Consider the following 23,742-nt stretch of genomic DNA (forward strand, 5'->3'; position numbering starts at 1 on the left):
CCGGCCTCCGTTTCAGAACACCAGGTGTTCTGCGCGTACAATCATTGACATACCAGAAGTCAGCTGTACACGAACGCCATCTTTGGTGATTTCCAGGACGGTGGCGTCCATTGCATTATTGCCTGCTTTCACCTTCAGTGCCTGGCCAACGGTCAATACAGACACATCTGATACAGGGGTATGACGCTCTTCGCGCGGCGCTTTGGCTGCTGCTGCCGGGCGAGGTTTACGCTGCTCAGCGCCGTCTTTACGACGCGCCTGAGGCTGAGGACGCGGTTTACGCTCGCGACGTGCCCCCTCTTCCGGCTGGCCTGCTGCGGCAGCGGCTTCGCGTTTTTTGGCCTGCTGCGCTTCGCGCTGCGCCTGGACGCGGGCTTTTGCTTCTTCAAGCTGCTGACGGGCATGAGCGACGTGCTGCTCTTCCAGTTCGCCGCACGGGTTGCCGTCAAGGTCAACGCGGACTGCGCCAGGCTTAACGCCGTACAGGTAGCGCCAGCTCGAAGTATAAAGACGCAAAGCAGCGCGAAGTTGGGTTTTGCTGAGATTCATCTCTCCGCCAACGCGCTCAACGAGATCCTGAAAAATACCGACTTTCAGGGGGCGAGCTTCGCCTTCAGCGCTAAAACACTGAGGGAAACGTTCGGCCAGAAACGCAATGACTTCTTTACTGCTATTCAACTTAGGTTGATTTTCCATGAAATTTCCTGATTACAACGGACGTAGCCAACAAGCCGCAGGCATGAACAGGCGTCATTATAATGACGTCATCGGTAAATGCTACGTTATCCGTTGATTATCCTGCGACGCGGGTGAATATTTTTTGATAATCAGTCGCAGAAATGAGTTTTTCCAGATGCGCGACCAGTTCTGCCAGTCCCTGCTCATCTTCAGCGGTGAAGCGGGAATGCGCCGTGCTATCGATATCCAGGACGCCGATAGTTTGATTGTTCACCCGTAACGGGAAGACAATTTCCGAATTACTGGCGGCGTCACAGGCGATGTGCCCATCAAACGCGTGAACATCCTCTACCCGCTGCACGCAATTCTGCGCGACGGCAGTCCCGCATACGCCGCGTCCGACCGGAATCCGCACGCAGGCCAGCTTGCCCTGGAACGGGCCAAGCACCAGCGTGTCACCTTCCAGAAGATAGAAACCGGCCCAGTTCACGTCGGTCAGCCGCTCGAACAGCAGCGCGCTGGTATTTGAAATCATCGCCAGAAAACTGGTTTCGCCTGCCATTAACGCCTGAAAATCGCGGTTCAAATCCGCGTAGAATTCTGATTTGTTCATTATTTGGTCGCTTAGTTGTCTTACTACCTTACACTTACAGCCTAATAAAATAAGCTTTAAATGCATTCATGCTCAAGATGAATTCATTCCTGAGTTAAGATAGAGAGATACACTCATTTCTGTAAGCTATAAATGCCACTAAAAACACCCAGGATTACGCCAGCAAAAAAAATGGTCGTCTACTCGGTCAGCGCCCCCGTTGAGCACGCTCACTATCAGCGCTGTCCGCAGTGCGACCTGCTGTTTCGTTTACCGGTCCTAAAAAAGAATCAAAGCGCCTGGTGTCCCCGCTGCAACGCCAAAGTGCGCGATGGCCGCGACTGGTCGCTTACCCGGCTGGGCAGCATGGCAATCGCGATGCTGCTGCTGATGCCTTTTGCCTGGAGCGAACCGCTGCTGCGTTTGCATCTGCTGGGCGTGCGTATCGACGCTAACGTCCTTCAGGGCATCTGGCAAATGACCGGCCAGGGCGATCCGCTCACGGCGGCGATGGTGCTATTTTGCGCGGTCGTGGCGCCGGTGCTGCTGGTGGTCTCAATCGCCTATCTGTGGCTGGGCAACGTGCTGGGCATGAATCTGCGCCCGATACTGCTGATGCTGGAGCGGCTCAAAGAGTGGGTGATGCTGGATATTTACCTGGTCGGCATCGGCGTCGCCTCCATTAAGGTGCAGGATTACGCCTTCCTGCAGCCGGGCATCGGGCTTATCGCCTATATCTCCCTCACCCTGCTCAGTATCCTGACGCTTATCCATATGAACGTTGAGGAGCTCTGGGAGCGTTTTTACCCCCAGCGCCCGGCGCTGCGGCCGGATGAAAACCTGCAGGTTTGCCTCGGCTGCCATTATACCGGCCATCGCGATTCGCGCGGCCGCTGCCGTCGCTGCCACACTCCCCTGCGCCACAGACGCCGCCAGAGCCTGCAAAAGAGCTGGGCTGCGCTGATTGCGTCAATGGTTTTCCTGCTGCCTGCCAACCTGCTGCCGATCTCGATTATCTACGTCAACGGCGCGCGTCAGGATGACACCATCCTTTCCGGCATTATGTCGCTGGCCAGCAGCAACGTCGCTATCGCCGGCGTCGTGTTCATCGCCAGTATTCTGGTCCCATTCACCAAAGTAATTGTATTGTTTACGCTGCTGGTCAGCATACAATTCAAGTGTGAACAGGGATTACGTACCCGCATCCTGCTACTGCGGCTGATTACCTGGATCGGCCGCTGGTCTATGTTGGATCTTTTTGTCATCGCATTAACCATGTCGCTGATCAACCGCGATCAGCTCCTCGCGTTTACGATGGGGCCCGCCGCGGTCTATTTTGGCGCCGCGGTAATATTAACTATCCTTGCTGTTGAATGGCTGGACAGCCGCTTACTTTGGGACGCACATGAGTCAGGAAACGCCCGCTTCGCCGACTGAAGCCAAAATTAAAACTAAACGCCGTATCTCGCCATTTTGGCTGCTGCCGGTCATCGCGCTGCTGATTGCCGGCTGGCTGATATGGACCAGCTACCAGGATCGCGGTACGACGATCGTTATCGACTTCCAGTCCGCTAACGGTATCGTTCCTGGCCGCACGCCTATCCGCTATCAGGGGGTAGAAGTCGGTACGGTGGAGAACATCTCGCTGAGTAAAGATCTGAGCAAAATTGAGGTTTCCGCCAGCGTCAAGGGCGATATGAAAGATGCGCTGCGCAAGGAGACGCAGTTCTGGCTGGTGACGCCGAAAGCCTCGCTTGCCGGCGTGTCCGGCCTGGATGCGCTGGTGGGCGGTAACTATATCGGCATGATGCCCGGCCAGGGCGAGCCCGAGGATCACTTTGTCGCCCTCGATACCCAGCCGAAGTACCACATCAATAACGGCGAGCTGATGATTCATCTCAAGTCAGCGGATTTGGGTTCGTTAACCAGCGGCTCGCTGGTCTACTTCCGTAAGATTCCGGTCGGCCGGGTATATGACTACGCCATTAATCCGAACAATCAGGGCGTCACCATTGATGTGCTGATCGAGCGGCGTTTCACTAACCTGGTGAAAAAAGAGAGCCGTTTCTGGAACGTATCCGGCGTGAAGGCGGACGTCAGCCTGAGCGGAGCGAAAGTCCAGCTGGACAGCCTCTCGGCGCTGGTGAACGGCGCTATCGCCTTTGATTCCCCGGATGATTCTCCACAGGCTCAGCAAAACACGGACTATCACTTATACGAAGACCTGGCGCACAGCCAGCGCGGCGTGGTGGTTAAACTGGATCTCCCGGATGGCGCAGGCTTAAAAGCGGGCTCTACGCCGCTGATGTACCAGGGCCTGGAGGTCGGCCAGCTCAGTAAGCTGAATCTCAATGGCGACGGGAAAGTGACCGGCGAAATGACCGTCGACCCGAGCGTCGTCAGCCTGCTGCGCGAGAAGACGCTTATTCAGATGAAGAAGCCAAAAATCTCGCTGGATAACCCCAGCGTCAGCGCCCTGCTGACCGGCACCACCTTCGAGCTGGTCCCCGGCGAGGGTGAACCCCGCAACCAGTTTGCGGTGCTGCCTGCCGATAAATCCATTCTGGAAGAGCCGGATGTCGCGACCGTCACGCTCACCGCGCCGGAAAGCTACGGCATCGACGCCGGGCAGCCGCTGATTCTGCACGGCGTGCAGATTGGCCAGGTTCTGGAACGCAAGCTGAACGCCGATGGCGTCACGTTCCAGGTGGCGGTGATGCCGGAGTACCGTTCTCTGGTACGCGGCGATAGCAAATTCGTGGTCAACAGCCGCATCGATGTTAAAGTCGGCATCGATGGCGTGGAGTTCCTCGGGGCCAGCGCCAGCGAATGGGTCAGCGGCGGGATCCGCGTTATCCCGGGCGACAAAGGGGCGATGCAAAGCCGCTATCCGCTGTACGCGAACCAGGAAAAGGCGCTGGAAAACAGCATGAGCGATCTGCCGACCACCACGCTTACGCTCTCAGCCGAGACGCTACCGGACGTGCAGGCAGGCTCCGTGGTGCTGTACCGTAAATTTGCGGTCGGGGAAATCATCACCGTGCAGCCGCGCAAGAACGCCTTTGAGATCAATATCCATATCAAGCCGGAATATCGCCATCTGCTGACCAGCAACAGCGTGTTCTGGGCCGAAGGCGGCGCGAAAGTGCAGCTTAACGGCAGCGGCCTGACGGTGCAGGCATCCCCGCTCTCCCGCGCGCTGAAGGGCGCGATTAGCTTTGATAACCTCAGCGGCGCCAGCGCCAGCGCGCGGATCGATAACAAACGCGTACTGTATGCGTCAGAAACCGCCGCCCGCGCGGTGGGTGGGCAGATAACCCTGCACGCCTTCGACGCCGGTAAAATCGCCGAAGGGATGCCAATTCGCTACCTGGGGATTGATATTGGCCAGATCCAGTCGCTGAATTTAATTACCGCGAAAAACGAAGTGCAGGCGAAAGCGGTTCTCTACCCGGAATACGTCAATACTTTTGCCCGCGCCGGGACGCGTTTCTCGGTGATTACGCCGCAGATATCCGCGGCGGGCGTCGAACATCTGGATACCCTTTTCCAGGCCTATATCAACGTCGAGCCGGGACGCGGTGCGCCGCGCCGTGATTTCGAAATTCAGGAAACCACGATCAGCGATTCACGTTATATCGACGGCCTGAGCATTATCGTCGAAGTACCGGAAGCGGGTTCGCTGGGTATCGGCACGCCGGTGCTATTCCGCGGGCTCGAAGTCGGCACGGTGACCGGTCTGATGCTCGGTTCGATGTCGGATCGCGTGATGGTACAGCTGCGTATCAGCAAGCGTTATCAGTATCTGGTGCGCAACAACTCGGTATTCTGGCTGGCTTCCGGCTATAGCCTCGACTTTGGCCTGATTGGCGGGGTGGTGAAAACCGGTACCTTTAATCAGTTCATTCGCGGCGGCATCGCGTTTGCGACGCCTCCGGGTACGCCGCTGGCGCCGAAAGCGCAGGATGGCAAACACTTCCTGCTGCTGGAGAGCGAACCGAAAGAGTGGCGCGAATGGGGCACCGCCCTGCCGCGCTAAGCATAACAGGCTCCGGTGTCCGCCGCCGGAGCCTTTATGGTAAACTACGCCCCCTTTTTTCGTTGTGGTGCGCTCCCCGTGGCTCAAAACGCTGTCTATCTTCCTGAAGAATTCCTCGCTCAAATGCGTGCGGCAATGCCGACGCATCTCTCTTTCGACGACTTTATCGCCGCCTGCCAGCGCCCGCTGCGGCGAAGCATTCGCGTCAATACGCTGAAAATCACGGTGGCTGATTTTTTGCAGCTGGTCGCCCCCTACCGCTGGCAGCTCACGCCAGTTCCGTGGTGCGAAGAGGGTTTCTGGATCGAGCGTGAAGATGAAGACGACCTGCCGCTGGGCAGCACGGCCGAGCACCTTAGCGGGCTGTTTTACATTCAGGAAGCCAGCTCCATGCTGCCGGTCGCCGCGCTGTTTGCCGACGGCCAGATGCCGAAGCGGGTGATGGACGTCGCCGCCGCGCCGGGTTCTAAAACCACGCAAATCGCCGCCCGCATGGGTAATGAAGGCGGCATTCTGGCCAATGAATATTCCGCCAGCCGGGTTAAAGTCCTGCACGCCAACATCAGCCGCTGTGGAATCAGCAACGTGGCGCTGACCCATTTCGATGGTCGGGTATTCGGCGCCGCGCTGCCGGAATGCTTTGACGCGATCCTGCTCGACGCCCCCTGCTCCGGCGAAGGGGTAGTACGTAAAGATCCCGATGCGCTGAAAAACTGGTCGCCGGAAAGCAACGCGGAAATTGCGGTGACCCAGCGCGAGCTGATTGACAGCGCGTTTCACGCCCTTCGCCCCGGCGGGACGCTGGTTTACTCCACCTGTACCCTGAACCGGCAAGAAAACGAAGAGGTGGTCAACGGGCTGCTGGCGCGCTATCCGCAGGCGGTAGAAGTCGTGCCGCTCGGCTCACTGTTCCCGCAGGCCAGCGAAGCCCTCACCGAGGAGGGCTTCCTGCACGTCTTCCCGCAAATTTTTGACTGCGAAGGGTTCTTCGTCGCCCGTTTACGTAAAACCGCGGCCATCGACCCGCTCCCGGCGCCGGGTTATAAAGTGGGGAAATTCCCCTTCACGCCGCTTAAAACCCGCGAATCCGCCGCCGTAATTGCCGCCGCCGCCGCCGTCGGTTTGCAGTGGACCGCCGACCATACGCTCTGGCAGCGCGATAAAGAAATATGGTTATTCCCACAGGCGCTCGAAGCGTTATTTGGCAAAGTGCGCTTTTCCCGCATCGGCATCCGGATCGCCGAAACCCATAACAAAGGCTACCGCTGGCAGCACGAAGCGGTGATTGCGCTTGCCGCGCCGGCCGCTCCCCTGGCGCTGACGGAGGCCGAAGCGGAAGAGTGGTATCGCGGTCGCGATATCTATCCTGAAACGCTCCCGCAGAAGGATGATGCGATTGTCACCTATCAGGGCGCGCCGATCGGGCTGGCGAAAAAAGTCGGGTCGCGTTTAAAAAATAGCTATCCCCGCGAACTGGTGCGTGACGGTAAGCTTTTTAGCAAAAAAGCGTGATGGCGCGTCGAAAAACAGCATTTTTTCACTGGCGCTTTACGCCCGTTTGTCTACGCTGAAAAATGGCGGCCTTAACTGGTCGTACCACAACTCAGCAGACAACCGGGGTGAATTTATGGCCAAAACTAACGTACGTATCGGCGCGTTTGAGATAGACGACGCCGAACTGCACGGCGAACAGCAGGGAGAGCGAACGTTAAGCATCCCCTGCAAATCCGATCCGGATTTATGCATGCAGCTTGATGCATGGGACGCGGACACCAGCGTACCCGCCATACTTGATGGTGAACATTCCGTCCTCTACCGTAAGCACTACGATCGCCAGTCCGATGCCTGGGTCATGCGCCTCGCCTGACTCAATTGAACCCGTCGCCTGAGACGGGTTATTTATTTCCCCGCTTCTCCGTCATCTCCTACACTTAACGCTATGTTTTTCAGGATATGAGGCTCGGATGTTTGCCTTAGTGCTGTTTATTTGTTACCTGGACGGCGGCTGTGAAGATATCGTTGTCGATGTTTACGATAACGAGCGGCAGTGCACAACGGCCATGGACGACCAGCGGATACGCCACGGCGGCTGCTTTCCGGTAGAAGATTTTATCGATAGTTTCTGGCTTCCCGCCCGAGAATACAGCGATTTTTAGCCTGCCAGCTGTAGCGCCACCAGGGTTAGCTCTCCACCAAACACGGCCCCCGTATCGATATAGTGCTGGTTATCGCTATCGTAGCGTCGCTTCAGCGGCGTATGGCCGAACCAGAAATGGTCAGCGCCGGCAATCGCCCCGTGACGCCCGGCGAGATGGTCAGTGAGACGCTGCCGACGCCACAGCACCTGGTGCTCATCAACAACGCGCTGCCAGCGATAAACCGCGGCGGGGTAATCAGCGTGGGCAATCACGTGCACCTGCTCACCGCTGTGGAGTTCAATAATCAGCGGCAGTCGGCGGCAGCGGGCAATAAGCGCCGTAAGGCGTTGCTTTTGGCTCGCCGCACGCTGCGTATACCAGTCGCCTCCGTTCATCTCCCAGAGCCTCATATCGCCGTCGGCAAGCGCCTCCAGCGCCATCTGTTCATGGTTTCCACGCACCGCGTAAACCCAGCGATAGCGCAGTAAATCCAGACACTCCGCGCTTTGTGGCCCACGATCGATCAGATCGCCCACCGAAAGAAGCAGATCCTGGTAAGGGTCAAACTTGCGCTCACGAAGGGCCGCCATCAGGCGTGCGAAACAGCCGTGCAGGTCGCCCACCAGCCAGATATTACGCCAGTCGCAACCGTAAATACGCTGATACATATTTCGTCCTCCTCGCATAATTATAGGAAAACCCTGCGGCTTCACCGCCCGTAAATTGGCACCTCAATCGATTTTAAACGAAAGCCAAATATAGTCCGGCCGGGCATTAAGCTCCCCACGATATATCCATAGAATAGAGGCTAAATAACACCGAGGTATTCATCGTGACGGATAACAGCCTGCATTCAGCCAGCGTAGTTGAGCGACGCCCAAATCTCATTGCCGATCTGGTGATGGGCCGGATCACACCCGCCCCCATCTGGCAACAACGTCATTACCGGCTTAAGTTTTTACTGCGCACGGCATTATTTTATGCGCCAACGCGCAGCATGCTGGAGAGCCTGTCGGCGCGTGCGGATTTCAATCAGCTGCTCGCCGCTCAGGTGACGCTGCCGGGTAAAGTCCATCGCCAGTATTTAACCCGCGGGTTAAACGCCAGCCAGCGCGCTCAGGCCATTATCAGCCACTATCAGTTCGTTGATTCCCTGGGCGCCTCGCGCCTCGCCGGGGCCATGACCGCCGCGAAAGATGTGCCGCTGCTTGAGCTGACAGGCAAAGACGACAGCCGGTTTACGCTCTCCGCTTCCTCGGCGGGCAAAGCCGAACGCGAGGGCGAAACGACGCTGTGGCTGCGCGATAGCGATGAGATTGTGCTTGCCAGCGCGACCTTTAGCGTCACCCGCCAGCAGGAGCAATGGCAGTTGACTATCGGCGGCCTGCAGGGGCCGCGCAGCACCGTTCCGCACGAAGTGATTAAACGGGCGACCCGCGCCTGTTACGGCCTGTTCCCGAAACGCCTGCTGATGGAATTTATCTGGTTAATGGCGGCGCGTTGCAACATTCATCACATTTACGGGGTCAGCGACAGCGGCCACGTCTTCCGCGCGCTGCGCTATCGGCTGAGTAAAGGGCGCCATTTTCACGCCAGCTATAACGAGTTCTGGCACTCTATCGATGGGGTCGCCGACGGCGCCTGGCGCTGGCGCCTGCCGCTGCAGCTGGAAAGAAAGACGCTTGAGAGCATCGCCAGTAAGAAACGCGCCGAATATCGTCGCCGCTTCCAGCTGCTGGATGATATGGCCGCTCAGATGGCGATACTCATGGATTAGCTCTCCCGCCGCTTCGCCAACGCCGTTTAGCACAACGGCGTTTGCATCTTCAACGGCGCTTTAGTTACTATCATAACTTCGTTGTACTCCTTGCGGACGGCTAGTGAAGTTATGAGCAAAACAGAATTACTCCTGCTGGCTATCCTGTTGATTATTTTGACCGCTGCTCTGTGGTTTATTTTTAGCGGACAAATATGGTTTCTGGTGAGCTTTCTGGAAACATGGCTGTACCCCTCTTTTGTGGCGCCAGAATAAATCGTTGCCCATTATTTTCACGCCGTCGTTCGCCCCCTTCGCCTCCCTGACAATAACCCATAGCGCGGTCAGAAGAATAACCGCCAAAAAAGTGAAAAACCGTCTCTTATCTATTATTTCATTTGTCATACAAATGTGTATACTGGGTCACTTCCGATGTTGGCCCGTAAAGTTCACCTGCACTATGGGCCTGATTTTGTGCAGGTGTTTTCTCCTCGCCCTTGCTCAACGGCGCCTCCAGTGTCTATACCCGCCTTTTTGTCCAGATTTTTTGTTGCAAACTTTGCGCCAGATTGTGATTTAAGAAAAAATCGCCCTATTTTCACGCCCCTTCAAAACACAATTAAAAAACATAACACCAACAATTAATTAACAAAAAGAGTTTGCATCCACATAAAAGGCATAAATACAGAATAACAATCCAATAAAAAACACATAACCAGCTATAAATACAAAATTACACATATCTTGCAGGAGTAGTTATACGTTAACCAACAAAACCGCGGCACTTAATCGGTGACCAACGTCTATCGCTACATTGTTGTTTTTCTTCAGCGGCTTTCCACTAAGAGGTTCTCTATGAACGTCACAACGATCTCGCGCAGTCTCCTGGGCGGCTTACTGAGCGCCATAGTTATTCTTCAACCGGCTTCTGCAGCGGGAACCTTAAGCGGCCAGATTGGCGTCCAGGTGACGCTCGGCAGCGGATGCAGCGTATCGAATGTCCGCAATGGCGAAAACAACCGCTGGGGCAACATTAATTTCGGCTCCTATGGCGATTTAGCCAACTCCATTGATGCGGAGATCACCGGCAGCGGCGGCGGAAACGCCCTAACCGTGACCTGCACCGAGGATCTTGCCTCGACCCTGACGCTTGACGGCGGCCAGTCTGGCGATGCTGCGCTGCGCTATATGAAAAACGCCGGTGGCACCCAGCAGATTGCCTATCGGCTCTATTCGGATGCCGCCCGCAATAACGAAATCCTGCCTGGCGGCACGATACCTATCGTTGGCACAGGGAATCCACAGGCGATTCCTGTTTTTGCCCGCATTCGCCCTGAAGACCAGAGCGTCAACGCGCCGACAGCCGATGTGTATGACGACATTGTTACCGCGACCTTAGCCTGGTAACCGCATAAGGAAAATGGGCGTCATGCTTCGACCAGAGTGGCTTACATTACTTCTGCTTTTTACCTCGGGCGCCCATGCCGCCGTTGCCCAAAAGACGTTCAAAGTCTCCGCGCAGATAACCGCAGGCTGCGCGCTGGGCGCCGGGGACGGCTCCCAAACGACGGACTTCGGCACGCTGAATTTTGGCACCCTGTCATCGCTTTACAGCAACGTGGATGTCGCGAGTACCGCCGGCGCAGGTTCCATCATCGTGACCTGCACGCCCGGCACCGCTATTTCAATCGCCCTCGACTATGGCGTCAACGGCGGCTCAGCCACTCAGCGCTACATGTCGAACGGCAACAGCAGCACGCTGGCGTACCAGCTTTATCAGGACGCCAACCGCGCTAACGTTTGGGGCAGCAGTACGCTGGCCCTGAGCGTCGCATCCTTTCCGAGCACCACGCAAACCTACACGGTTTATGGCCGCCTTTTTGCCACGAATGGCTTCCCGGCGGTGGGCTCCTATACCGACACGGTCACCGTCACGCTGACCTATTAGATAATTCACAGGTTAACTATGATTCGCTGTAGATTTGCGCCGTTTATATTCGCTTTATTGCTTCCCTCATCCGTGCTGGCCGCCAGCTCCGTTCTGGTATGGCCGATATTTCAAACGATCGAAAGCCACGAAACAGGGTCTGAACTGTGGCTGGAGAATCGCGGCAGCGCGCCGGTTAATTTGCAGCTGCGCGTGTTTGCCTGGGATCAAAAAGCGTCAGCGGACGTCTACGCCGATCAGCGGGATGTTGTCGCCAGCCCGCCTTTTACCACGGTAGCGCCGGGGCAGCGCCAGCTGGTGCGGCTCATGCGCGTCGCCCCCATCGCAAACGGCAAAGAGCAGTCCTATCGCATTGTTATCGATGAGATCCCTGCCGCGCAACCCGCGGCGCAGACGGAACAGAACGCCGCCGGGCTGAAAATGCGCATGCGCTATGTCCTGCCGCTGTTTACCTATGGGCAGGGCGTCACGCCGCTAAAGAACGCGGGTTCAGTCGAACCGGTAAGGGCCACGCTGCGCTGGTCGCTCTCGCAGCAAAATAACCGCCAGACGCTGTGCATCGAAAACAGAGGCAATCAGCACGCGCGCCTCAGCGCGGTTTACTGGGCGAACGCGAGCGGCAAGGGGCGCATTCCCCAGGCTAATGGTCTTCTCGGCTACGTTCTGGCGCAGAAAAAGAGCTGTTTCCCGAGCGCCGGAAACGCTTCCGTGCCGTCAGGAATGCATCTGTTCGCGAAATTAACGGATAACGGTCAGGCGGTGGAAATTCCGGCGAATCGTTAAAAATGAGAGATCTGAAAAGGACGGCGTCCGGGGGGCTGCTGGCGATGGCGTCGGTAACGGCCTGCGCCGCGACCTATGATTCCCTGCCTGCGCCTGCGGCATCCTACGGCGAAAAGCAGGAGTACGAGCTGTACCTCAGCGTATCGGTCAACGGCAATATTCTTGCCGGCGCCGTTCCGGTAAAGGTCAACGCTGGCCACTACTGGATCGCGGCCAGCGTGTTGCAGCAAGCGCATATTCCCCTGCAAACCGGCGACGCGCTGGTTGATGTGACGACGCTACCCTCGGTGAAAGTGGAATATGACCAGCCGGGTCAGATCCTCAAGCTCCAGGTTCCGGACAAATGGCTCCCCGAGCAGCACATAGGGGGGACTACGGAACAACCTGGCCAGACCGCGATAAGCAGCCCGGGAATTTTATTTAACTACGACGCTTACAGCCTCTTTTCATCCGGCGGTTCGCAAACCACCAGCACCTTCACCGAAACGCGCCTTTTCGGCCCGCCGGGCGTCCTTTCCAATAACGCCGTGATTCGGCAAAACTGGTCTTCGACGGGCTACGAGCAGCAGGGCTATATGCGCTACGACACCCTGTGGAAGTACAGCGATAGCGACCAAATGATTAGCTACCAGGCCGGGGACGTGGTCAGTAACGCCCTGACGTGGAGCAGTTCCGTGCGCATGGGGGGGCTACGCCTGAGCCGCAACTTCAGCGTTCGCCCGGATCTGGTGACATATCCGCTGCTTAACTTATCCGGCAGCGCGGCGGTTCCTTCAAGCGTCGATCTGTTTATTAACGGCTATAAGAGCAGCTCTGCGCAAATCAATGGCGGCCCCTATACGCTGACCAACGTTCCCTGGATCAGCGGCGCCGGCGAAGCCACCGTAGTGACCACCGACGCTCTGGGTCGCCAGGTCTCCACCAGCATCCCTTTTTATGTCTCCAATACCCTGCTGCGGGAAGGACTGAGCGATTTTGATTTCACCCTCGGCGCCCTGCGCAACAACTACGGTATCAGGAGTGCCGATTATGGCGCCGGCGCGGTAAGCGCTATTTATCGCTACGGATTCAACAACTGGCTCACGCTTTCTACGCATACCGAAGACCGCGAAGGGTTAACCAATGCCGGCATTGGCAGCGATATCGGCGTGGGGAATCTGGGCACCCTCAGCCTGTCGGGCAGCGCCAGCCGTGGCGAGGGAGACGGAAACCAGTTCACCTCGGGTTACTCTTACTATGGCAGTAGCTGGGGAGTGAGCTATCAACATATCCGCCGCAGCGCCGGCTACGACAACCTCAGCACCTATGGGTCTACCGCCACGCTCAGCCGTCAGTCAGACCAGGCCACGCTGAGCCTGAGTCCGTGGGGACGAACCCTCGGTTCTTTTAGCATTGGCTACTTTGATATCAAAGCCGAGGATAATTCGCGCACCCGGCTGCTGAACCTCTCCTGGAGCCGCGGCCTGTGGCTCAGCAGCAGCCTCAGCCTGAGCGTCAACCGCGATCTGCAGGAAGGTAGCTACGCCAGCATGCTGCAGGTCATCATCCCTTTCGATTCGCAAACCTCCGTCCAGCTAAGCGGCCAGCGCGCCAGCGCCGGACAATGGGGAGAAAATATCAGCGTCAGCCGCTCTGCTCCGGCAGAAGGCGGGCTGGGCTGGAACCTCGCCCATTCGATCGGCGGCGATAACTATAGTCAGGCGGATCTGACCTGGATCAACCGCGTGTCAACGCTGAGCGGAGGCTACTACGGGTCGCGCGACGATCGTCACAGCTGGTTTGAGGCCGCGGGCTCGGTGGTGCTGATGGATAACAGTCTGTTTTTCGCCCGGCAAATTAACGACGCCTTTATCGTCGTCTCCACCGGCAACTACCCGAATATTGCGGTGAATTATGAAAATCGCAAAGTCGGCGTGACCGATAAAAATGGTCATCTGCTGATCCCGTGGGCGACGGCGTGGTATCCGGGGAAAGTCACCCTCGATACGCTACCGCTGCCAACGGACACCGAAGCTCTGACGGTGGAGAAACGCATCGCCGTGCGCGAAGGCAGCGGAGCGCTGGTCGATTTCCCGGTGAACCGCGTGCGCTCGGCAACCCTCGTCTTCGTCGATGCCAGGGGGCAACCGCTGCCGGTCGGTACGCCGGTCGAGGAGGTTAACAGCAAGCAACGCGGCCTGGTGGGCTATGACGGCGTAGTCTGGTTCTCGCATCTTGGACGCCACAACGAAGTCAAAATAAACGCCGGAGAGCTTCGATGCAGCGTCCAGTTCGAACTTCCGTCCTCAACGCCGGTTCCGCAGCGGATAGGTCCAGTCAGCTGCCCCTCTTAACAACGGAGATAACGTTGAAAAGTATTATCCTCGTATTCGCGATGCTCTTAGCGCTCGGGCAAGCCAGCACCGCGCTGGCCGCCTGCAGTATCAAAACCAGTGCGCCAGCGATCGGCCCGGTCGATTCCTTTGCGCTCAACAGCGCGCCTCAGGGCGTGATGGCCGGCGCGGGGTTTTACTGCACCCCGGAACTGGTGGCGCTGAACTCAACCAATACGTTAAGCGCCACTCTGGCGTCGGCCAACAAGAGCAACAGCGTTCCGCGGCTGCTTAATGGCGCGGGCGATGCCATCCCTTATAGCGTCTGTTCTGACGCCTCGTGCTCGCCGGCCTATCAGGACGGCGGCGTGATTAGCTGGTCCAGAACAACGCTGCTCGAACTGCTGGGTTTATTTAACTCAAGCGATGGCACCATGCCGCTCTACTTCAGAACCACGCCGGGAGCCAACGTCCCCGCCGGTACCTATACCGATGTGTTAACCATCACCTGGGTGTACCGATTCTGCTACGTCGGGCTCGATCTGCTGGGCATTAAGATATGTATTCCGAATAACGGAACCCTGACCTCGACGGTCAACGTGTCGGTGAAGGTGACCAATGTTTGCTATATCGACAGCGCGCCGGACGTCGAATTTGCCTCTGCCGCCCTTCCGTCCGGTTTTAGCCAGTACAGCGGCCAGCTTGCCATCCGCTGCACTAAAAACGCGGCCTACACCGTCAACCTCGCCAGCACTAACGCCAGCGTCGGCGACTGGCGGCAGATGAGCCAGCCCATTGCGAACCAACCAACCGCCTGGCTGCAGTATCAGTTTTACCAGCCCAACGGCAGCGCCTGGACGGAAAGCAACAATCTCAGCGTAACCGGCTCCGGCGCCGCGCAGTCCGCGAACTACACCCTCAAGATTAACCCGACCCAGAGCAACCAGCCTGCGGGAACCTACAGCGATACCGTACTGGTGACCGTGAGCTACTAAAACGTTAGCAGACGATTTTTTGTAAAAGAAATGTTTAGGAAATTATTGTTGTGGTATAAGAAAAAAGCCCCGAAAAAAGCGACTGGGGTTTTGCAATGGAATCTGCGGCTTGTGAAAAACAGATAAAAAGAGACCGAACACGATTCCTGTATTCGGTCCAGGGAAATGGCTCTTGGGAGAGAGCCGTGCGCTAAAAGTTGGCATTAATGCAGGCTAAGTCGCCTTGCCTTATAAGAATAGTTTACCGTGTCAGGTTTTCCAGTCCGCGACAAAAGTGGACGAATAATTCGTATCAAAATTGCTGATGCCAACAAAAAACCGCCACGCCCGGTATCGGGGGATGGCGGTTTTTTTCATGTAAATACAGCGGGATGCAGGCGGCGATCAGCAGAGCTTCTGCGCGCGCTCAATAAAGGGCGCCAGGCTCATTTTTTGTCCCGGCTGCTGCGGATCGTCAATCTGGATCACAGAAATCGGCTGCGCGTTGGTTTTACCGTCTTTCATCTGCTGTTCGGCGATGTCGTTTAGCGGGTACTGCACCAGGGTACTGGGATTAATGGCGAACAGCGCGTTGCCCGGACGGCAGGTCAGCATCACCTCTTCGCGGTTAAACGCCCAGCTCTCCTTACCCACCTCAAAGCGGCTTACGGTAATCACCTGCGGTGCCGCCAGCGCAGCGCCAGAACTTGCCAGTAACAACATTGTCAGAACGATTTTTTTCATGATTTAACCAGTTTATTCAGAAAGGTTCCCAGGTGGCAAACAGGCTGACGGCAAATAGCGCCAGCGCCCCCAGCGCAATTTCTATCTGCGTGGTGCGCACGATGAGCTGCTCCGCTCGCGTTCCGCCTGCCGACATGCGTGGCACCAGAACATACCGGTTCACCAGCGCAATTGCCACCATTGCCGCCACCAGCGCACATTTGAACAACAGCATACGCCCCCAGGGCGAGGTGCTGATAAGTCCACCCTGGATCAGCAGCGCATTTACCACGCCGCTGGCGATGGCGCCGGCAACCGCCAGATGCCCGTAGCGCGAAAAACGCATCATGGTGCAGATGGCCGCCTGCCGCCAGCGACCGTGCGCCAGGCGAAGACAGTAGATAAACGGCAGCAGACCGCCAAACCAGCTGGCCACGCAAAACAGATGAAGCGCATGGTTGGTTCGCTGCACTATCCCCAGCCAGCCATCGTTCATTGCGGCATGCCCGACGCCGGCCAGCAGCAGCAGCTGAGCGCAAAACAGCACCAGCAGCAAACGTCCCGGTCGCCGGGGCTTCAGCCAGACCACCGCCAGCGCCACAAAGGCGAGTAAAATTTGCCATACCCACACGCCGCCAAACTGCGTCCCGGCCACCGCCTGCCAGATAGCCGGCTGCCAGACGTCCGGCCAGCCGTTGCCCATCAAGCCGCCCTGCGCCATCAGCATCAGCAGCGCCGACAGCGCGCTTGCTGATAATAAATAGCGCATCAGCGGATAGAAGCGCTGCATCATCAAACGACGTAAGGCCACCGGCGCCCACCATGCGCCGTAGAGGACGCAGCCGAAAGCGACGATCAGCGAAATGAAATGGATAAAGCGTAAGCTGACATAGACTCCACTCAGCATCGGCTTACTTCACGGTAAAGGTGTATTGCCCTTTCGTCTTGTGGCCATCTACGGAGACCACGTGCCAGTTAACGGTATATTCGCCCGGCGTCAACGCCTGCTCAACCGGTACCGTCAGCTGAGCCTTATTGCTGTCGCTGCGGACGGGTTTACCGAGGGTGATGGTCTTCTGCTGCGGGCCGGTGAGGGTTACGCCGCTAAACTGCGTTTCGATGCCTTCGGAGAAGTTCAGGGTCAGCGCCTGCGGTGAAGCGTTCACCACGGTATTGGCCGCCGGAAGCTGTTGTTGTAGATGGGCGTGGGCCGATGCGCCTGCTGCGGTCAGGCAACCGGCGAGAAACAGAGACAGACGCAGCGCGCGCCCGGCGATGATTGGCATAGTTGTCATTCCTTTTTGTTATGTATGTAGCACAGAGAATAACCCTGTATAATGGCGCAGTCGAGCTAAGCGTCTGAGACTTGCCTTTTTGCCGCGTGCTTAGTACTTTTTGCGGCGTTATCAGAGGAGAAACCGATGGAAAAGAACCTGGCTAAACTATCCCAGGAGGAGATGGACAAAGTGAATGTCGATCTCGCCGCGGCGGGCGTCGCGTTTAAAGAACGCTACAATATGCCGGTGGTGGCTGATTTAGTCGAAAGAGAACAGCCCGAGCATCTGCGCGGCTGGTTTCGCGAACGTCTGATCGCCCATCGACTGGCCTCCGTTTCGCTCTCTCGCCTGCCCTATGAACCGAAACAGAAATAATTCCCGTCCCCCGCGGACATCCACGTTGGCAAGACCCGCGCATTCTATTACGCTGGTTTCTTTGGCCTGGAGCGAGCCATGCTGCGCGTAATCGATACAGAAACCTGCGGATTGCAGGGAGGCATTGTTGAAATCGCCTCGGTAGATATTGTCGACGGACACATCACCAATCCCATGAGCCACCTGGTTCGCCCCGACCGGCCTATCAGCCCGCAGGCGATGGCGATTCACCATATCACCGAAGAGATGGTCGCCGATAAGCCGTGGATCGAGGAGATTGTGCCGCTGTATATGGGCAGTCCGTGGTATGTCGCCCATAACGCCAGCTTTGACCGCCGGGTGTTGCCGGAAATGCAGGGCGAGTGGATCTGCACGATGAAGCTGGCGCGCCGCCTGTGGCCAGGCATCAAGTACAGCAATATGGGGCTGTATAAATCGCGCAAGCTCAGCGTCGCGACGCCACCGGGACTGCATCATCACCGGGCGCTGTACGATTGCTATATCACCGCGGCCCTGCTGCTCGATATCATCAACACCTCCGGCTGGACGCCTGAGGAGATGGCGACCATTACCGGCCGCCCGGCGCTGCTCTCCACCTTTACCTTCGGCAAATACCGCGGCAAGCCGGTCTCGGAAGTGGCGGAAAACGATCCTGGCTATTTACGCTGGCTGTTTAATAACCTGGATCGCATGAGCCCCGAGCTGCGCCTGACGCTGAAGCACTATCTCGGGGAGTAATCGGCGCTATACCTCCGCCTGGCCCGGCAGCGTCCCCTGCGCCAGGCCAATCAGAAACGCATACTCCAGCGCCACGCCTTCATAGCTTTTGAAGCGGCCGGATTTACCGCCGTGGCCGGAATCCATATCGGTACACAGCAGCAGCAGGTTATCGTCGGTTTTCAGCTCGCGCAGTTTTGCCACCCATTTTGCCGGCTCCCAGTATTGTACCTGCGAATCATGCAGGCCCGTGGTGACCAGCAAATGCGGATACGCCTGAGCCTGCACGCCGTCGTACGGGCTGTAGCTTTTCATATAGCGGTAATAGGCTTCATCCTGCGGATTCCCCCACTCTTCAAACTCGCCGGTGGTCAGCGGAATCGACTCATCGAGCATGGTGGTGAGGACATCGACAAAGGGAACCTGGGCCACCACGCCGTGGAAGAGCTCCGGCCGCTGGTTCACTGCAACGCCCATCAGCATACCGCCGGCGCTGCCGCCCATGCCGTAGCAAAAACGCGGATCGCCGTAGCCCTGCGCCAGCAGCGCATCGCAGACGTCGAGATAATCGTTGAAGGTATTTTTCTTGCACAAAAACTTACCGTCTTCGTACCACTGCTGTCCCAGCTCGCCGCCGCCGCGAATATGGGCGATAGCGAACACAAAGCCGCGGTCGAGCAGGCTCAGGCGGCTGGCGCTGAAATCCGCATCCATGCTTGCGCCGTAGGAGCCGTAGCCGTACACCAGCAGAGGGCTGGCGCCCTTGCGGAAATGTTCATGACGGTAGACCAGCGAGACCGGGACTTCGACGCCGTCGCGGGCGTTGATCCACAGATGCTCGCTGCGGTAGTGGCTGGCATCGAACCCTTTGACTTCCTGCTGTTTCAGCACCCGCCGCTCGCCGGTATTCATATCCAGCTCAAACAACGTATCCGGCGTCGTCATGGAGGAGTAGCCGTAGCGCAGGCGGGCGGTTTCCGGCTCCGGATTATAGGCAAGCCAGGTCACATAGGCCGGATCGTCAAAGGCAATGCCCTGGGACTCTCTTGTCTTACGATTGATCTGACGCAGGCTGGTCAGCCCGCGCTGGCGCTCTTCCACAACCAGCCAGTCGGTAAACAGGGTAAATCCTTCCAGCATGACTTCGTGCCGCGGCGCGATCAGGGTCTCCCACTGCTGCTCATCGCGCAGGGTAGTGCGATAAAGGCCGAAGTTCTTACCCTCACGGTTAGAGCGCAGATAGAAAGCGTGCTGATAGTGATCGAGGCTATATTCATGATCTTTACGCCGCGGTAGAAAACAGACCGGCTCGGCGTCGGTCATTTCCGCATTGAGCAGCAGCACTTCGCTGGTGGTCGCGCTGGCCAGATAGATCACCACAAACTGCTGGGAAGTCGTTTTGTGCACGCTGACGTAAAAAGTATCGTCCTGCTCTTCATACACCAGAACATCCGCACTGGCCGGCGTCCCCAGACGGTGGCGCCAGACCTGATACGGCAGCAGCGTGGTGGGATGTTTACGCACGTACCACAGGGTCTGCGAATCGTTACTCCAGGCAAAATCAGGCGAGACGTTCTCCAGCACTTCCGCAAATTGCCGGTCGTCGTTTAAGGGAAAGAAGCGCAGGCTATACTGGCGTCGGGAGAGATAGTCTTCCGCCACCGCCATCAGGCTGTTGTCGGGCGAAACGCCTAATCCGCCGAGGGTATAGAATTCGCTGCCGGCCGCACGCTGGTTGCCGTCAAGCAGGACGTCCCATTCATCCCACTCCTCTTTGACTACCGGCTGGCGTTGATAAATCGCGTACTCGCAGCCCGGCTCGTAGACCTGACGGTAACGATAGCCATTTTTGCTGTAGGGGGCTGACACTTCGCGCTGCGGAATACGGTCGATAATCTCCTTGAGTACCCTGTCCTGCAGGCTACTTTGCGAAGACATCACTTTTTTGCCGTACTCATTTTCCTGGCGCAGATAATCCAGCACTTCCGCCTGCGAGCGATCGTCATCGCGCAGCCAGTAGTAATTATCGATTCGCGTGTCGCCATGTAATGTCATGGCATGGGGGATCCGTTTCGCTTTTGGTGGCATCTGCTTATTCTTCTGCGGCTTGTATTGAGTACTAAAATTTTCAGGCTGCTTCAAAGCAGCCTGAAGGGTGACGTGACTACACAATATATAAGGGTGGCAAAAGTCGCCAGCGATGCAAGCGAAACGTGCGGATTTAGAGCGTTACGGCCTGTTTTTGCGCCTGAATATCCCGTTCGATATCCTCACGCACTTCCTGCGGGAGCTTCAGCGCTTCGCCGAGGGCGTTCAGATAGCTGCGTTCCATAAAGTGGTCAATATCAATGACCGCGCAGCTAATATAGTAAACTTCAAGCGCCTCTTGCTCGCTGCTGATACCCTGCGCCAGGCTCTGCGGGTCGAGGGGCTGCGCCAGCGCCCGGTCAATTAACACCCGGCCCTGGACGTCGACGTTTGCCGCACGCAGCTGCTCTTCAATATTTGCCCGTTCGCGTTCGTCAATATGTCCATCGCTTTTGGCGGCGAAGACCAGCGCCATAATCAGCCGTTCGCTGCGGGCGTCGAGTTCGGCCGGTGCGGGAGATGGCGTCTGTGAGGGCGCGACATCAGCCGATGCCTGCTGCGCGCTGGCGCGCATCTTCTGCTGATATTTATTCCATAAAACGCTGCCCGCAACCGCGCCGCCGCCGACCAGCAGCGCGCCGGTGCCGTATTTGGCTAACAGCTTGCGCGATGATTTGCTGGCGACCAGCAGCCCGGCCAGCCCGCCGAGCGCGCCCGGCAGGAGTAAATTTTTGCCGCTTGATTGATCGTCAGATGAAGAAGACCGTCCCTGCTGACCCAGCAGAGACTGCAGTTGATTAAGCCAGTTAGCCATACATTTCCTCGTTGCGCGATAAGCGATACCACCAGACTAAACGACGCGACGTCAGGAAACGTTATCGGCAGCTAAAGATGAGCAAATGTCGCGCCGGGAAGCGCGGGAGCCTGCCGCCAGAACCGCTGGTGGCGGCAGCGTAGCTCAGGCCGCTTTCGCTTTGCGCGGCTTCGCCGGCGCCGGAGCTTCAGATTCGACGACGTCGTCGGTCTTGTCGCCCTCTTCTGCTTCTGCGCGATCGGCTGGCGCCTCGGCGGCGCCCTCGGCGGCGCCCTCGGCTTCCGGCAGCTTACCGGAGCGCAAAATATGGTTGAGGGTGTCTTTACGTTCGGCCAGCCACATCGCCATGCTATCGCGCTGCTCTTCATCGAGCGTTAGCGGGCATTCAACCAGCCAGTCGTTCAGTACTTCCGCCAGATCGAGCATTTTGTCATAAGCATCGGCCTCTTTTTTGCTGGCAAAAGACATTTTTTCCTCACCTTCGCGAATCACTACATATTTAATTTCAACCGCCATGATGCAGCCTCTCAGTACTGTATTTTTATACAGTATATCAAATTTCTTCCCCGAACTCAAATGACGCGCATAAAGACATGCGCAAACGTTTTCGTTTATAATGCGGCGCATGTTTTTTTACTGCGGAAGAGAGTTATGACTGTATTAGGTACGGCACTGCGCCCTGCGGCAACAAAGGTAATGTTGTTAGGTTCCGGCGAACTGGGTAAAGAAGTGGCCATTGAATGCCAGCGCCTGGGAATTGAGACCATCGCCGTCGATCGTTACCCTGACGCTCCGGCCATGCAGGTCGCACACCGTTCGCACGTCATCAATATGCTGCACGGCGAAACGCTGCAGGCGCTGATTGAGCAGGAAAAACCTGACTTTATCGTGCCGGAAATCGAGGCCATCGCCACCGATACACTGGTCGCGCTGGAGCAGGCCGGGCAGAAAGTCGTCCCCACCGCGCGCGCGGCAAAGCTCACCATGAATCGCGAAGGGATCCGCCGCCTGGCAGCTGAAGAGCTGAAGCTGCCGACCTCCGCCTACCGTTTTGCCGACAGCGAACCCGCCTTCCGCGAAGCCGTCGCCGGGATAGGCCTGCCGTGCATCGTCAAGCCGGTAATGAGCTCATCGGGTAAAGGCCAGAGCTTTATTCGTTCCAGCGAACAGCTGGCTGACGCCTGGCAGTATGCGCAGCAGGGCGGCCGCGCCGGAGCCGGACGCGTTATCGTTGAAGGCGTGGTGAATTTTGATTTCGAGATTACCCTTCTCACCGTCAGCGCCGCGGATGGCGTACACTTCTGCGCGCCGGTCGGTCATCGCCAGGAAGATGGCGACTATCGTGAATCCTGGCAGCCGCAGCAGATGAGCGCGCTGGCGCTGGAACGCGCGCAGGAAATCGCCCGTCAAGTGGTGCTGGCGCTGGGCGGCTACGGCCTGTTCGGCGTCGAACTGTTCGTCTGCGGTGATGAGGTGATTTTTAGCGAAGTCTCGCCGCGCCCGCACGACACCGGTATGGTCACGCTGATTTCACAGGACTTATCCGAGTTCGCCCTGCACGTTCGCGCCTTCCTCGGCCTGCCGATTGGCGCGATTCGCCAGTACGGCCCGGCGGCCTCGGCGGTGATCCTGCCGCAGCTAACCAGCCAGAACGTCACTTTCAGCAATATTCAGGCCGCGGTCGGCGCGGGACTGCAGCTGCGTCTGTTCGGCAAGCCGGAAATTGACGGTTCGCGTCGTCTGGGCGTGACGCTGGCGATAGCCGATAACGTTGAGGAAGCTGTTGCGCGCGCCAAAGCGGCGGCGTCAGCGGTCGTGGTCGCAGGATAAAAAAAAGCCCGGTCGCAGACCGGGCCTCTGGTGAGTGCGCGAAGATTACTTCGCGCCTTCTACCGCCTCACGAGCCAGTTTGGTGATACGGTCGTAATCACCGGCTTCCAGCGCATCCGCCGGCACCAGCCAGGAGCCGCCGATGCAAAGTACGCTGTTCAGCGCCAGATAGTCGCGATAGTTCGCCGGAGAGATGCCGCCAGTCGGGCAGAAGCGAATGTGCGCGAACGGGCCGCCAATCGCCTGCAGCGCTTTCACGCCGCCGTTTGCTTCCGCCGGGAAGAATTTGAACTCTTTCAGGCCATACTGCATACCCAGCATCAGCTCGGATACGGTGCTGATCCCCGGGATCAGCGGAATAGTGCCTTCGCCGGTCGCCGCTTTCAGCAGGGATTCGGTCAGGCCAGGGCTGATAGCAAACTGCGCGCCCGCTTCGGTCACTTCTTTCAGCTGCTCAACGTTAGTGACGGTACCGGCACCGACAATCGCTTCCGGGACTTCTTTGGCGATCGCGCGGATAGCGTCCATCGCGCACTCGGTACGCAGGGTCACTTCCAGTACGCGTACGCCGCCTGCAACCAGCGCTTTCGCCATTGGCACAGCGTGTTCCAGCTTTTTCACCACGATTACCGGTACTACCGGGCCGGAGGTGAGGATTGCTTCTGCAGTTGTTTTCCAGTTTTTCATCAGATTTTCTC

Annotated in this window: 25 protein-coding genes; 15 read left to right on the forward strand and 10 right to left on the reverse strand. The window is 57.5% G+C overall.

Annotation, left to right across the window (positions count from 1 at the left end; all coding sequences use genetic code 11):
- Window positions 1–12: 12 nt before the first annotated feature.
- Window positions 13–696 (reverse strand): RNA chaperone ProQ, encoded by a 684-nt coding sequence (gene proQ, locus ABLU67_RS15190; protein ID WP_004852059.1) that lies wholly within the window; start codon window positions 694–696, stop codon window positions 13–15.
- Between the two features lie 97 nt (window positions 697–793).
- A complete protein-coding gene (locus tag ABLU67_RS15195) occupies window positions 794–1,291 on the reverse strand; it encodes a GAF domain-containing protein (protein WP_025106141.1) in 498 nt (165 codons plus the stop codon).
- A 132-nt stretch (window positions 1,292–1,423) separates the two neighbouring features.
- Here ABLU67_RS15195 and yebS point away from each other — a divergent pair, with 132 nt between their 5' ends.
- The 5 genes from yebS to ABLU67_RS15220 all read left to right on the forward strand — a co-directional run bounded on the left by yebS (window position 1,424) and on the right by ABLU67_RS15220 (window position 7,465).
- Window positions 1,424–2,707: a membrane integrity lipid transport subunit YebS gene (yebS, locus tag ABLU67_RS15200; protein WP_025106140.1), complete on the forward strand. Its 1,284-nt coding sequence runs from the start codon at window positions 1,424–1,426 to the stop codon at window positions 2,705–2,707.
- The gene (locus ABLU67_RS15205) at window positions 2,676–5,309 is read left to right on the forward strand and encodes a PqiB family protein (RefSeq protein WP_025106139.1); all 2,634 of its coding nucleotides are present in this window, start codon (window positions 2,676–2,678) and stop codon (window positions 5,307–5,309) included. The genes yebS and ABLU67_RS15205 overlap by 32 nt, the downstream gene beginning before the upstream one ends.
- Window positions 5,310–5,387: 78 nt before the next feature.
- Entirely contained in the window at window positions 5,388–6,821 is a 1,434-nt protein-coding gene (gene rsmF / locus ABLU67_RS15210) for a 16S rRNA (cytosine(1407)-C(5))-methyltransferase RsmF (RefSeq protein WP_074189027.1), read from the forward strand.
- Between the two features lie 115 nt (window positions 6,822–6,936).
- Entirely contained in the window at window positions 6,937–7,176 is a 240-nt protein-coding gene (locus tag ABLU67_RS15215; RefSeq protein ID WP_004852069.1) for a YebV family protein, read from the forward strand.
- A 97-nt stretch (window positions 7,177–7,273) separates the two neighbouring features.
- Window positions 7,274–7,465, forward strand: coding sequence for a YebW family protein (locus ABLU67_RS15220; protein ID WP_004122014.1), 192 nt, complete (start codon window positions 7,274–7,276; stop codon window positions 7,463–7,465).
- On the opposite strand, the gene pphA is transcribed toward ABLU67_RS15220, so the two are convergent.
- Window positions 7,462–8,115: a protein-serine/threonine phosphatase gene (gene pphA / locus ABLU67_RS15225; RefSeq protein ID WP_025106137.1), complete on the reverse strand. Its 654-nt coding sequence runs from the start codon at window positions 8,113–8,115 to the stop codon at window positions 7,462–7,464. The two genes, ABLU67_RS15220 and pphA, sit on opposite strands and share 4 nt — an antisense overlap.
- Window positions 8,116–8,279: 164 nt before the next feature.
- On the opposite strand from pphA, the gene ABLU67_RS15230 reads away from it, so the two are divergent.
- The 7 genes from ABLU67_RS15230 (at window position 8,280) to ABLU67_RS15260 (ending at window position 15,241) form a co-directional block, all read left to right on the forward strand.
- A complete protein-coding gene (locus ABLU67_RS15230; protein ID WP_004852075.1) occupies window positions 8,280–9,224 on the forward strand; it encodes a VirK/YbjX family protein in 945 nt (314 codons plus the stop codon).
- A gap of 111 nt (window positions 9,225–9,335) precedes the next feature.
- On the forward strand, window positions 9,336–9,479 hold the full coding sequence (locus ABLU67_RS15235) for an Ecr family regulatory small membrane protein (RefSeq protein ID WP_009651986.1): 144 nt from the start codon (window positions 9,336–9,338) through the stop codon (window positions 9,477–9,479).
- 579 nt (window positions 9,480–10,058) lie between these two features.
- Window positions 10,059–10,610, forward strand: coding sequence for a spore coat U domain-containing protein (locus ABLU67_RS15240; protein WP_032694913.1), 552 nt, complete (start codon window positions 10,059–10,061; stop codon window positions 10,608–10,610).
- A 22-nt stretch (window positions 10,611–10,632) separates the two neighbouring features.
- Window positions 10,633–11,151 carry a spore coat U domain-containing protein gene (locus ABLU67_RS15245; protein WP_004852079.1) on the forward strand — a complete coding sequence of 173 codons (519 nt, stop codon included), beginning with the start codon at window positions 10,633–10,635 and terminating at the stop codon, window positions 11,149–11,151.
- Window positions 11,152–11,169: 18 nt separating this feature from the next.
- On the forward strand, window positions 11,170–11,934 hold the full coding sequence (locus ABLU67_RS15250; protein ID WP_049102470.1) for a fimbria/pilus periplasmic chaperone: 765 nt from the start codon (window positions 11,170–11,172) through the stop codon (window positions 11,932–11,934).
- 2 nt (window positions 11,935–11,936) lie between these two features.
- Window positions 11,937–14,267 carry a fimbria/pilus outer membrane usher protein gene (locus ABLU67_RS15255; RefSeq protein WP_047723554.1) on the forward strand — a complete coding sequence of 777 codons (2,331 nt, stop codon included), beginning with the start codon at window positions 11,937–11,939 and terminating at the stop codon, window positions 14,265–14,267.
- A gap of 14 nt (window positions 14,268–14,281) precedes the next feature.
- Complete coding sequence (locus ABLU67_RS15260) at window positions 14,282–15,241, forward strand: spore coat protein U domain-containing protein (protein ID WP_219558452.1); 960 nt, start codon at window positions 14,282–14,284, stop codon at window positions 15,239–15,241.
- 384 nt (window positions 15,242–15,625) lie between these two features.
- Here ABLU67_RS15260 and ABLU67_RS15265 read toward each other — a convergent pair whose 3' ends face one another.
- From ABLU67_RS15265 to yobA, 3 genes are read right to left on the reverse strand one after another with little or no spacing between them, the layout of a single operon-like run.
- Window positions 15,626–15,964 (reverse strand): YebY family protein, encoded by a 339-nt coding sequence (locus ABLU67_RS15265; protein ID WP_004103344.1) that lies wholly within the window; start codon window positions 15,962–15,964, stop codon window positions 15,626–15,628.
- Window positions 15,965–15,980: 16 nt separating this feature from the next.
- Entirely contained in the window at window positions 15,981–16,850 is an 870-nt protein-coding gene (copD, locus tag ABLU67_RS15270) for a copper homeostasis membrane protein CopD (protein WP_025106130.1), read from the reverse strand.
- 4 nt (window positions 16,851–16,854) lie between these two features.
- Window positions 16,855–17,229 (reverse strand): CopC domain-containing protein YobA, encoded by a 375-nt coding sequence (yobA, locus tag ABLU67_RS15275; protein WP_014229838.1) that lies wholly within the window; start codon window positions 17,227–17,229, stop codon window positions 16,855–16,857.
- Between the two features lie 135 nt (window positions 17,230–17,364).
- On the opposite strand from yobA, the gene ABLU67_RS15280 reads away from it, so the two are divergent.
- Window positions 17,365–17,595, forward strand: coding sequence for a DNA polymerase III subunit theta (locus tag ABLU67_RS15280; protein ID WP_004103351.1), 231 nt, complete (start codon window positions 17,365–17,367; stop codon window positions 17,593–17,595).
- 78 nt (window positions 17,596–17,673) lie between these two features.
- Window positions 17,674–18,333, forward strand: coding sequence for an exodeoxyribonuclease X (gene exoX / locus ABLU67_RS15285; RefSeq protein WP_014229839.1), 660 nt, complete (start codon window positions 17,674–17,676; stop codon window positions 18,331–18,333).
- 6 nt (window positions 18,334–18,339) lie between these two features.
- Here the strand turns inward: exoX and ptrB are convergent, their stop codons facing one another.
- From ptrB to ABLU67_RS15300, 3 genes are all read right to left on the reverse strand, one after another.
- On the reverse strand, window positions 18,340–20,400 hold the full coding sequence (ptrB, locus tag ABLU67_RS15290) for an oligopeptidase B (protein ID WP_033836507.1): 2,061 nt from the start codon (window positions 20,398–20,400) through the stop codon (window positions 18,340–18,342).
- A gap of 133 nt (window positions 20,401–20,533) precedes the next feature.
- Window positions 20,534–21,214, reverse strand: a complete 681-nt coding sequence (locus tag ABLU67_RS15295; protein WP_047723549.1) for a DUF533 domain-containing protein — start codon at window positions 21,212–21,214, stop codon at window positions 20,534–20,536.
- Between the two features lie 144 nt (window positions 21,215–21,358).
- Window positions 21,359–21,730, reverse strand: a complete 372-nt coding sequence (locus tag ABLU67_RS15300) for a YebG family protein (protein WP_185220032.1) — start codon at window positions 21,728–21,730, stop codon at window positions 21,359–21,361.
- Window positions 21,731–21,865: 135 nt separating this feature from the next.
- Between ABLU67_RS15300 and purT the strand changes: the two genes are divergently transcribed.
- Entirely contained in the window at window positions 21,866–23,044 is a 1,179-nt protein-coding gene (gene purT, locus ABLU67_RS15305; RefSeq protein ID WP_004852102.1) for a formate-dependent phosphoribosylglycinamide formyltransferase, read from the forward strand.
- A gap of 45 nt (window positions 23,045–23,089) precedes the next feature.
- Here the strand turns inward: purT and ABLU67_RS15310 are convergent, their stop codons facing one another.
- Window positions 23,090–23,731 (reverse strand): bifunctional 4-hydroxy-2-oxoglutarate aldolase/2-dehydro-3-deoxy-phosphogluconate aldolase, encoded by a 642-nt coding sequence (locus ABLU67_RS15310; protein WP_004103368.1) that lies wholly within the window; start codon window positions 23,729–23,731, stop codon window positions 23,090–23,092.
- Window positions 23,732–23,742: the final 11 nt, after the last annotated feature.

The organism is Klebsiella sp. GN_Kp190, assembly GCF_040061795.1.
Lineage (GTDB): Bacteria > Pseudomonadota > Gammaproteobacteria > Enterobacterales > Enterobacteriaceae > Klebsiella > Klebsiella michiganensis.